Below are 10,586 nucleotides of genomic sequence, written 5' to 3'. Positions count from 1 at the left end.
TGCTTCCGGCAAACCCGGGCGACTATCTAAATTTTCGGGGGGGGGCGCCGGGTGACCTGGGGGCGCCCTTCGTGTATCGGAACGCCCAGTGGTTCGGGGCGCACCGAAACGCGTCACACGCACGATGACGAGGACCAGATGACGGTGAAGCCCCTCTACCGACGTGTCTTGCTGAAAGCATCGGGCGAAGCGTTGATGGGCGAGCAGCATTTCGGCATCGACGTATCGGTGGTCGACCGCATCGCCGCCGACATCGCCGAGGCCCGCGCACTGGGCATCGAAGTCGGTGTCGTCATCGGCGGCGGCAACATCTTCCGTGGCGTCGCGGTTGCCTCGAAGGGCGGCGACCGCGTTACCGGCGACCATATGGGCATGCTAGCCACTGTCATCAACTCGCTGGCGCTGCGCACCTCGCTCAACAAGATCGGCGTCGACGCCGTTGTGCTGTCGGCGATCGCCATGCCCGAGCTTTGCGAAAGTTTTTCGCAGCGTCAGGCGACCGCCTACATGAACCAGGGCAAGGTCGTCATCTTCGCTGGCGGCACCGGCAATCCGTTCTTCACCACCGATTCGGCTGCAGCCCTTCGCGCCGCCGAGATCGGAGCCGATGCTCTGTTCAAGGGCACCCAGGTCGATGGTGTCTATTCGGCTGATCCCAAGAAGGACCCGCACGCGACACGTTTCGAGCGGATCAGCCATGACGAAGTCATCAAACGCGGGCTTTCGATCATGGATACGGCGGCGATTGCACTTGCGCGCGAAAACAACATTCCGATAATCGTCTATTCGATCCACGAGAAGGGTGGTTTCGGCGATATCCTGAGGGGCGGCGGCCGTTGCACGGTTGTCGCAGACGATTGACCGGACCATGAGCCCGAAAGGGACCGGTTGCGGATGAGGCTCGAACAGGGCCTAAGCAGTGAACCCGGGTTAACGGGTCGAGGAGACGATGATGAGTGGCGAGTACGACGATCTCAAACGGCGCATGGACGGGGCGATCGCCGCGTTCAAGCATGATCTGGCTTCGCTGCGCACCGGCCGCGCGTCGAGCAACCTGCTCGACGCCGTCCAGGTGCAGGCCTATGGCACCACCATGCCGATCAACCAGGTGGCAACAGTGTCGGTGCCGGAACCGCGCATGATTTCGGTTTCGGTCTGGGACAAGTCGATGGTCAGCGCAGTCGACCGCGCCATCCGTGAAGCCAATCTCGGCTTCAATCCTATCGTCGACGGTACCAATCTCAGGATTCCGCTGCCCGAGCTCAACGAACAGCGCCGCAAGGAGCTGGTCAAGATCTCGCACGGTTATGCCGAGAATGCCCGCGTCGCCGCACGCCACGTTCGTCGGGACGGCATGGACTTTCTGAAAAAGGCGGAAAAGGACGGCGACATCAGTGAGGACGACCATCGCAAACGGGCCGACCAGGTTCAGAAACTGACCGACGAGACAATCAGCACCATCGACCACCTGCTTTCCGACAAGGAAGCGGAAATCATGCAGGTCTAGGGTCTGGCCACGCCTGGCCCGGAAGCGAGAATATGGCAACGCCCGCGCATGTCGCGATCATCATGGACGGAAACGGACGCTGGGCCAAGGCGCGTGGCTTGCCGCGGCTGGCCGGTCACCGCGCCGGCGTCGAGGCGCTGCGCAAGACAGTGCGGGCCGCCCCCGGCCTCGGCATCTCCTTCCTGACCGTCTACGCTTTTTCGTCGGAAAACTGGTCACGGCCGAAATCCGAAGTCAGCGACCTCATGGGCCTGCTGAAGCTTTTCATCCGACGTGACCTCGCCGAGCTGCACCAGAGTGGGGTGAGGATCAGGGTCATCGGTGACAGGGCAGGGCTGCAGCCCGACATAAGGGGCCTGCTTGAGGAAGCCGAAACGCTCACTCTCCGCAACGAGGCGCTGACACTGGTTATTGCCTTCAATTACGGCGGGCGCGACGAGATCGTGCGCACCGCGCGCAAGCTCGCAGCGGCGGTGGCGCGCGGTGAGATCGAGAGCGAGGCGATCACGGCCGATTCCTTTGCCAGCTCGCTCGATACAGAGGGCATTCCGGACCCGGAACTGGTCATCCGCACCAGCGGCGAGCTTCGGTTGTCGAATTTCCTGTTATGGCAGGCTGCCTATAGCGAACTCGTTTTCCTGCCTTGCTACTGGCCCGACTTCAGTCGCGAGCACCTGTCCGATGCACTGCGCGATTTCGCCGGCCGCGAGCGCCGCTTCGGCGGACTTGCCGCCCAAGATGTCGCCTCAGGCTGAGGAATGAGCAACCTCCAACTCCGGGTCATTTCGGCCGTCGTGCTTGCCATCGTCACGCTTGCCCTGACCTGGCTCGGCGGACTGTCCTTCCGGTTGCTTTGCGCTGCCATGGCGGCGGCGATCTTCCACGAGTGGACGCGGATGAGCCGCCCCGTTGCCCCGGCGGGCGCTAGTGCTACGGCAGGTCTCGGCTTTCTGCCCGCGGCGCTGATCGTGGTCTTTATTGGTGCCCTTGTCGCCGGCCTGCCTGCATCTTTGCTGCTGCCGCTCGTCGCGGCTCTGGTGGCTATCACTGCCGTCGCTTCCTCCATGCGCAGGGCAGGACCGTGGGAAGCATCCGGCCTTGCCTATGCGGCCGTGTCCGGCTTGTCGCTGGCCTTCTTGCGTGACGGCGACCATTCAGGGCTGCTGGCCATTCTGTTCCTATTCGCCGTGGTTTGGGCGACCGATATCTTTGCCTATTTCGTCGGCCGCTCCGTCGGCGGCCCAAGGCTGGCGCCGTCGATCTCGCCGGGCAAGACGCGGAGCGGGGCGCTCGGTGGGGTGGTCGGCGGCGTAGTGGCCGGGCTGCTTCTGGCCGCCGTAGCCGGAACGGGCAACCTCGTCGTGCTTGGCGTGGTCGCACTGGTGCTTTCGATCGCCGCGCAGGCCGGTGACCTGTTCGAATCATGGGTCAAGCGACGCCACGGCCGTAAAGATTCCGGCACGCTGATACCCGGCCATGGCGGCATCATGGATCGGGTCGATGGGCTTGTCGCGGCGGCTGTCGCCCTATACGTCATCGGCTGGATTTCCGCGACCGCCGATCATCCGGCACAGGGGCTGTTTCCGGTTTGAGCGGCATCGTCGGTGGGCCGGCGCGGGGCTGCGCCATGGATTCGCCTGGATTGATGTCACAGTCGCGGCGTGATCTGTGCCGTGGATGAATTTGAGGGCATGAGTTGAACGAGATTCTTCACGCGCTTTTCAGCACAGAGGGCTTTGTCCTCGGCACGCTGGTGCCTTTCCTGTTCGTGCTGACCGTGGTCGTTTTCGTCCACGAAATGGGCCATTACCTCGTCGGGCGCTGGTGCGGTATCGGCGCAAAAGCCTTTTCGATCGGTTTCGGCCCTGAGATCATAGGCTTCAACGACAGCCGCGGCACGCGCTGGAAGCTTTGCGCCATACCGCTCGGCGGCTATGTCAAGTTCGTCGGCGACATGAACGCGACGTCGAGCCAGCCCAGCTCGGAGGAGATCGAGGCGCTGAGCGACGAGGAACGCAAGGTTGCCTTCCACACGCAGCCGATCTGGAAGCGTGCGGCGACCGTCGTGGCGGGGCCGCTGTTCAACTTCCTGCTGACGATCGCCGTCTTTGCCGTGCTGTTTTCCGTCCATGGCCGGCCCGTGCTGGAGCCGATGGTGGCCGAGGTCACCGTCGGCAGTCCGGCCGCCGCGGCCGGCATCATGCCCGGCGACCGATTCGTCAGCGTCGACGGCAGCAAGGTCGAGACCTTTGCCGACGTCCAGCGTCTGGTCTCTGGCCGCGCCGGCGACAGCATCACCTTCGTCATGCTACGCGCCGGCAAGGAAATCACCGTCACGGCGACGCCGCGCTTGATGGAACAACAAGACGCACTGGGCAACAAGGTCCAGGTGGCCGTGATCGGCGTCGTCAACAACAAGGAACTCGGCCAACCGCGGCTGATCACCTACAGCCCGGCCGGGGCGGTCGGGGCAGCGGTCCAGGAAACCGGTCACGTCATCCAGCGCACCGGCCAGTTCCTGCAACGTTTCGTTGTCGGTCGCGAGGACAAGTGCCAGCTGGGCGGCCCCATCAAGATCGCCAAGATGTCGGGTCAGGCGGCAAAGCTCGGCTTTGAATGGCTCGTGCAGCTTGTTGCATTCCTGTCAGTCGGGATAGGGATTCTGAACCTATTGCCGATTCCCCCCCTCGACGGAGGGCATCTTCTGTTCTACGGCGTGGAGGCTGTCATCCGGCGGCCGGTGTCCGAACGGATGATGGAAATGGCTTACCGAAGCGGCCTCATATTGGTGCTCGGCTTCATGGGCTTTGTTTTCTGGAACGATCTGTTTGGGTGCTGAAATCATGAAGGAATTTGGCTTCGGCACGAGCAATGTTGAGACGCCGTTTACCATGCGTGGGGATATGCGTGACGCGAAAGCCACGCCACAGGGTTAAGTAAATACAAATTAACCAGAAGCCTTGCGTGTAGGGAAAATCCGGTTAATACGGTAGGGGAAATTACCGCACGTCCGGTTTTCTCGCCGTGGGGACTTCGAGAAAAGGTACAAAAGCCCGATGAAGGCAGCATCCAAGTTTCTGAGCGCCGCGTCCGCGGTGGCTATGTCCGCCGCTCTGGTTGTACCAGGCGCGCTCGCAGTGCAGTTCGTTGCCACATCGGCCGCCGAGGCGGCTGTCGTCTCCAGAGTCGAAGTCACCGGCAATCAGCGCGTCGACGCGGACACCATCCGCAATTACGTGACGATCAAACCCGGCAAGGCGTTTTCAAGTTCGGATATCGACGATGCGGTCAAGGCGCTGTTTGGCACCGGGCTGTTTTCGGACGTGCAGATCAACCAGGTCGGATCGACGCTGGTCATCAAGGTTTCCGAATACCAGGTCGTCAACCAGGTGCTGTTCCAGGGCAACAAGAAGCTCAAGGACAACGCGCTTGAAGCCGCGGTGCAATTGAAGCCGCGCGGCACCTTCTCGCAACAGCAGCTCGACGCCGATGTTGAGGCGGTCAAGGCCGCATACCGGCGTATTGGCCGCGACGACGCCGCCGTGACCACCCAGATTATGGATCTCGGCGACAACCGGGTAAACGTGGTCTTCAACATCAACGAAGGCGGCCGCACCCAGATTGCAGCGATCAATTTCGTCGGCAACAGCGCCTATTCGAGCCGCCGGCTGTCGGACATCATCTCCACCAAGCGCTCGTCATTCCTGTCGTTCGTTCTGCGCGACGACGTCTATGACGAGGACAAGCTGCGCGCCGACCAGGAGCTGCTGCGCCGCTTCTATTACAACCACGGCTATGCCGACTTCCAGGTCGTCTCGGCTGTCGGCGAACTCGACGACACCACCAACAAATACACCGTCACCATCACGGTGCAGGAGGGCGAGCGTTATACGTTCGGGGATGTCAGCGTCGAAAGCACGATCCCCGAGGTCGACAGCAAGTCGCTTGAATCGGTGGTCGAGACGCACAAGGGCGATGTCTACAACGCCAAGAACGTCGAGGACACGATCATTGCGCTGACCGAGAAGGTGGCTGGATCCGGCTATGCCTTCGCCCAGGTGACGCCGCGCGGCGACCGCAACTTCGAGAATCACACGATCTCGGTCGTCTATACGGTCGACCAGGGTACCAAGGCCTACATCGAGCGCATCGAGATTCGCGGCAACGATCGGACGCGCGACTACGTCATTCGCCGCGAGTTCGATGTCAGCGAAGGCGACGCCTTCAATCAGGTCCTCATCCAGCGCGCGAAGAGGCGGCTGGAAGCGCTCGATTATTTTGAGAAAGTCGAAATTTCCACCGTTCCGGGCTCTGAGCCGGACCAGGTTGTGCTGGTGGTCGACGTGGTCGAGAAATCGACCGGTGAGTTCACCGTTGGCGCCGGTTATTCGAGCGGCGGTGAAACGTCAGGTCCGTCCGTCGAAGGCTCCATCAGTGAGCGCAACTTCCTCGGTCGCGGCCAATTCATCAAGGTGGCGGCGGGCGGTGGCAAGAACTCGCGCGACTACAGCTTCTCTTTCACCGAACCCTATTTCCTCGGACGCCGCATCGCGGCCGGCTTCGACATCTACAAGCAGAGCCGTAACTACGACCATTACGACAGCGACACGACGGGCGCGACCGTTCGCTTCGGCCTGCCAATCACAGACAACATTTCGACGCAGCTGGCGTACAACATCTCGCAAGAGAAGTACAAGTTCGACGAGGGCTGCGTTCCCATTATCAATGGTGGCACCTGCGACGTCTCCCAGGCGATCGTAAACGGCGTTAACGAGAGCCCATGGCTCAAGTCTTCGGTCAGTCTCGGCCTGATCTACAATACGATCGACGACATGAAGAACCCGCATGACGGCATTTATGCCAATGTCGGCACGGAAGTGGCCGGCCTCGGCGGCGACGCCAAGTTCATCAAGGTCACGGCGCGCGGCAGCATCTATCAGACGCTATCCGAACAATTGGATCTGGTGGGCCTCATTTCGGGCGGCGCCGGCCATGTCCAGGGGTATGGCAACGGCGATCTGCGCGTCTTCGACCATTTCCAGAGCAGCGACCGTATGATCCGCGGTTTCGAATATGGCGGCATCGGCCCGGTTGCTTCGGACAACAGCAATGACCATCTCGGCGGCACCACCTACTTCAATGCCTCGGCGGAAGCGCAGTTCCCGCTGCCGGTCATCCCCGAAAGCTTCGGTTTGCGCGGCGCTGTGTTCGCCGATGCGGCAACGCTCTACGGCAGCAAAATCGCAAGTGGCCTTGTCAATTCTTCGACAACCGGCATGGAATGGCGCGCTTCCGTCGGTGTCGGCATGATGTGGGCATCGCCTTTCGGCCCGATCCGCATCGACTATGCGATCCCGGTCAAGAAGGAAAAGACCGACGACGTGCAGGAATTCAACTTCGGCATATCGACCCGCTTCTGATGCGTGGATGGCAGTGATCCGAAACTACAGCGCAGCGCGTCCTAGCGGACGCGCAAACGACGTTGTAGCACTTTGATTTGCGCATGATCCTTTCCGAGGATCGATTTCCGATTTCGGGGTCATGCGCTAGCTGGATATTGCTTCTGGAATGACCGATCCGGTGTTCTTCGCGCCCTCACGCCGGTATACGGCCGGCGAAGTCGCGAATCTGACCGGCTCGACGCTTGTCGATTCCGGTCTCTCCGATGTTTCGATCGAGGCTCTGGCGCCCGCCAACGAAGGCGGCGAGAACGCACTTGTCTTCGTCGATGGCAGGCGCAATTTCGCGCTGATGCAGGCACTGCGGGCGGCGGCGGTTCTCTGCCCTGCCGAATTTGCCGGCAAGGCGCCGGCGGGCATTGCGGTGCTGGTGCATCCGCGCCCGCAGCAGGCTTTCGCAATGGTCGGGCGCCTGCTTTTCCCGGCGGCTGCGACGCCTGGACCGATGACCAGCGAAACCGGTATCTCGCCGCACGCCCATATCGATGCGACCGCCCATATCGAGCCCGGTGCGATCATCGAAGCGGGTGCGGTCATCGGACCGCGCGCTGCCATCGGCAGCGGGACCGTTATTGCCCCGCATGCGGTCATCGGTCCGTCCTCGCAGATCGGCCGCGACGGCTATGTCGGTCCAGGAGCCAGCGTGCAATATGCGTTGATCGGCAATCGTGTCATCATCCATGGCGGTGCCAGGATCGGCCAGGATGGCTTCGGTTTCGTGGCCGGCGCCAAGGGTCCGGAGCGGGTTCCGCAGATCGGCCGTGTCATCATCCAGGACGACGTCGAGATCGGGTCGAATACGACCGTCGATCGCGGCGCCATGTCCGACACGATCATCGGCCAGGGTACCAAGATCGACAATCTGGTACAGATCGCCCACAACGTTCGCATCGGCCGCAATTGCATAATAGCCGGGCTTTCGGGTATTTCCGGTTCGGTGACGGTAGGCGACAACGTCACCATGGGTGGCGGTGTCGGCCTTGCGGATCATTTGACCATCGGGTCCGGGGCCAAGCTTGCGGCAAGAAGCGGGTTTATGAGCAATGTGCCTGCCGGTGAGATTTGGGGAGGATATCCGGCGCAGCCGATGGCGGAAGCCATGCGCGAGATAGCGGCCTTGCGCAGACTTGCACGGACGCGCAAACAGGGTGAGGGGGGAAATGGCTGACATCGCAGCGGCGACGCTCGAAGCGGTTGACATAATGCGGCTGATGAAGCTTCTGCCGCACCGCTATCCGTTCTTGATGATCGACCGTATTGTCGACATAGATGGCGACGAATCCGCCATCGGCATCAAGAACGTCACCATAAACGAGCCGCATTTCCAAGGTCATTTCCCCGACCAGCCGGTCATGCCCGGCGTGCTGATCATCGAGGCGATGGCGCAGACGGCCGGCGCCATCTGCATCCGCAGCCTTGGTACGGAAAAGCCGTCGCTGGTTTATTTCCTGACCATTGACAATGCCAAGTTCCGCAAGCCGGTCGTTCCAGGCGACCAGTTGAAAATTCATGTGAAGAAAATCAAGAAACGCGGCAATCTTCTCAAATTCGCTTGCGAGGCCCTCGTCGATGGCGCCAAGGCGGCGGAAGCCGAGATCTCGGCGATGATGGTCGCAAGCGGCTGACAAACGAATGCTAATGAAAATCCAGACAGTCATCCATCCATCGTCGGTCATCGAGGCAGGCGCCCAAATCGGCGAAGGCGCCCGCATCGGGCCCTTCTGTCACGTCGGCCCCGACGCCGTGATCGGCGACCGCGTCGAACTGGTCAGCCATGTCTCGGTGATTGGCGCGACCACCATCGGCGCATCGACCAAGGTCTATCCGATGGCGATACTGGGCGGGCCGCCGCAGAACACCAAGCACAAGGGCGGCCGTACCACGCTGGTGATCGGCGAGAACTGCACGATCCGCGAAGGCGTCACCATGCATGTCGGCACCGATTCCAGCCGCGGCGAGACGACGATCGGCGACAACGGCAATTTCCTTGCCTATGCCCACATTGCCCACGACTGCGTGGTCGGCAAGAATGCCACCTTCGCCAATCAAGCGACGTTAGGCGGGCATTGCGAAGTCGGTGACAATGTCTACATCGGCGGCCTTACCGCGGTTCATCAGTTTGTCCGCATCGGCGATAACGCCTTCCTCGGCGGTTGCTCGGCGATCGTCGGCGACGTCATTCCTTACGCCATCGCCGTTGGCAACCGTGCCAGCCTTCGCGGCCTCAACATCATTGGCCTGAAGCGCGCCGGCCTGCCGCGTTCGGAGATCCACTTGCTGCGCAAAGCCTACAAGACGATCTTCGATCGCTCCCGGACCGTCGGCGAAAACATCGAATTCGCCAAGGCGGAATTCGCCTCGTCGCCGACTGCCATGAAGATCGTCGACTTCATCGCCGGTCGCGGCAAGCGGCACTACGCCGTGCCGTCGCTCAAGGGTAGCGACGGCGACGATACCGATGATGAAGACTGAGGGCAGATGACGAAGATTGAGGCTGCCGGAAAGGGCCTTGATCTCGCGCCAGATGCCAAGGTCGGCATCATCGCCGGCGGCGGTAGTCTCCCGGTCGAAATTGCCCGAGCGCTCGCCCGGCAGGGCAAATTGCCCTTCGTCGTGATGGCGGCCGGCGAGGTCGATCGCATAGCCGATTTCGAGCCCTATGAGCAGACAACCTTGAGGCTGGAAGACGTCGGCTCGCTGCTGCCGATCCTTAAGCGGCATCACGTTACGCATGTGGTGACCGCGGGTCATATCTCGCGGCGCCCCAGGCTGAGCGCCATGCGCCTCAATTTGGGCCTGCTCGCGTGGCTACCCAGCCTGTTCGTCGGTGTAACCCGGGGGGACGACACGGTGCTGAAACTGTTCGTGCGCAGGATCGAGCGCAGCGGCATCAAGGTCGTCGGCGCTCACGAGATCGTGCCGGACCTGGTCGCTGCCGAAGGCCTGCTGACCAAGGCGGCGCCACGCAAATCCGACTGGCGCGACATCGAGGCGGCGCACGCTGCAGCAAAAGCAATCGGTGCGCTGGATATCGGCCAGGCGGCTGTTGCGGTCGGCGGCCGCGCCATTGCCTTGGAAGGCGTCGAAGGCACCGACGGGCTGCTCGAGCGGACAAAACAATTACGCGGGCACGGCAGGCTGGCTGGCAGGAGCCGTGGTGTTTTGGTCAAATGTGCCAAGCCCGGTCAGGAACTGCGTGCCGATCTGCCCTCCATCGGTCCGCTGACGGTCGAGGCGGCGCATGCCGCCGGACTGGCCGGCATTGCCGTCGAAGCCGGCCGCTCGCTGGTGCTCGAAGGTCCCGCCACCATCGGGTGTGCCAATGCGCTCGGCCTCTTCGTGATCGGGCTGCCTGCTGCGGAGCCGGCGCATGGCGAATGAGCGGCCGTTGAAGATAGCCGTCGTCGCCGGCGAGGAGTCAGGCGACCTGCTTGGCGCCGACCTTGTGCAGGCGCTCAAGCTCATGACTGGGCGCGACGTTCGGCTTGTCGGCATCGGCGGCCGCCATTTGCAGGCGCTCGGCCTGGCGCCATTGTTCGACGGCAGCGAGATCGCGCTGATGGGCCTTAGCGCCATCCTGCGCGACCTGCCGCGCCTGATGCGGCGGATCGGCCAGACGG

At 62.2% G+C, this 10,586-nt stretch carries 10 protein-coding genes and 1 pseudogene; all 11 read left to right on the top strand.

The window, feature by feature from the left end; genetic code table 11:
* Nucleotides 1-138 precede the first annotated feature (138 nt).
* Nucleotides 139-861 carry a UMP kinase gene (gene pyrH, locus NKH21_RS32220; RefSeq protein WP_023674934.1) on the top strand — a complete coding sequence of 241 codons (723 nt, stop codon included), beginning with the start codon at nt 139-141 and terminating at the stop codon, nt 859-861.
* 91 nt (nt 862-952) lie between these two features.
* Nucleotides 953-1,507 (top strand): ribosome recycling factor, encoded by a 555-nt coding sequence (gene frr / locus NKH21_RS32215; RefSeq protein ID WP_084640965.1) that lies wholly within the window; start codon nt 953-955, stop codon nt 1,505-1,507.
* 32 nt (nt 1,508-1,539) lie between these two features.
* The gene (locus NKH21_RS32210) at nt 1,540-2,262 is read left to right on the top strand and encodes an isoprenyl transferase (protein ID WP_352665093.1); all 723 of its coding nucleotides are present in this window, start codon (nt 1,540-1,542) and stop codon (nt 2,260-2,262) included.
* A 3-nt stretch (nt 2,263-2,265) separates the two neighbouring features.
* The gene (locus NKH21_RS32205) at nt 2,266-3,099 is read left to right on the top strand and encodes a phosphatidate cytidylyltransferase (RefSeq protein WP_352665091.1); all 834 of its coding nucleotides are present in this window, start codon (nt 2,266-2,268) and stop codon (nt 3,097-3,099) included.
* Between the two features lie 104 nt (nt 3,100-3,203).
* Nucleotides 3,204-4,346: an RIP metalloprotease RseP gene (gene rseP, locus NKH21_RS32200; RefSeq protein ID WP_352665089.1), complete on the top strand. Its 1,143-nt coding sequence runs from the start codon at nt 3,204-3,206 to the stop codon at nt 4,344-4,346.
* Between the two features lie 217 nt (nt 4,347-4,563).
* Entirely contained in the window at nt 4,564-6,927 is a 2,364-nt protein-coding gene (gene bamA / locus NKH21_RS32195; RefSeq protein WP_352665087.1) for an outer membrane protein assembly factor BamA, read from the top strand.
* A 148-nt stretch (nt 6,928-7,075) separates the two neighbouring features.
* Complete coding sequence (gene lpxD, locus NKH21_RS32190; protein ID WP_352665085.1) at nt 7,076-8,134, top strand: UDP-3-O-(3-hydroxymyristoyl)glucosamine N-acyltransferase; 1,059 nt, start codon at nt 7,076-7,078, stop codon at nt 8,132-8,134.
* Nucleotides 8,127-8,591: a 3-hydroxyacyl-ACP dehydratase FabZ gene (fabZ, locus tag NKH21_RS32185; RefSeq protein ID WP_023674942.1), complete on the top strand. Its 465-nt coding sequence runs from the start codon at nt 8,127-8,129 to the stop codon at nt 8,589-8,591. Before lpxD ends, fabZ begins: the two co-directional genes overlap by 8 nt.
* 13 nt (nt 8,592-8,604) lie before the next feature.
* A complete protein-coding gene (gene lpxA, locus NKH21_RS32180; RefSeq protein WP_352474276.1) occupies nt 8,605-9,438 on the top strand; it encodes an acyl-ACP--UDP-N-acetylglucosamine O-acyltransferase in 834 nt (277 codons plus the stop codon).
* 6 nt (nt 9,439-9,444) lie between these two features.
* Nucleotides 9,445-10,347 carry an LpxI family protein gene (locus tag NKH21_RS32175; RefSeq protein WP_352869894.1) on the top strand — a complete coding sequence of 301 codons (903 nt, stop codon included), beginning with the start codon at nt 9,445-9,447 and terminating at the stop codon, nt 10,345-10,347.
* Nucleotides 10,337-10,586 (top strand): annotated as a pseudogene (locus tag NKH21_RS32170) (lipid-A-disaccharide synthase); the annotation flags it as partial. The gene NKH21_RS32175 and the pseudogene NKH21_RS32170, both read left to right, overlap by 11 nt.

The sequence above is a fragment of the Mesorhizobium sp. M1329 genome, assembly GCF_040318035.1.
GTDB lineage: Bacteria > Pseudomonadota > Alphaproteobacteria > Rhizobiales > Rhizobiaceae > Mesorhizobium.
Note: the sequence above shows the minus strand (reverse complement) of the source record. Positions and strands in the feature narration are given on the sequence as shown.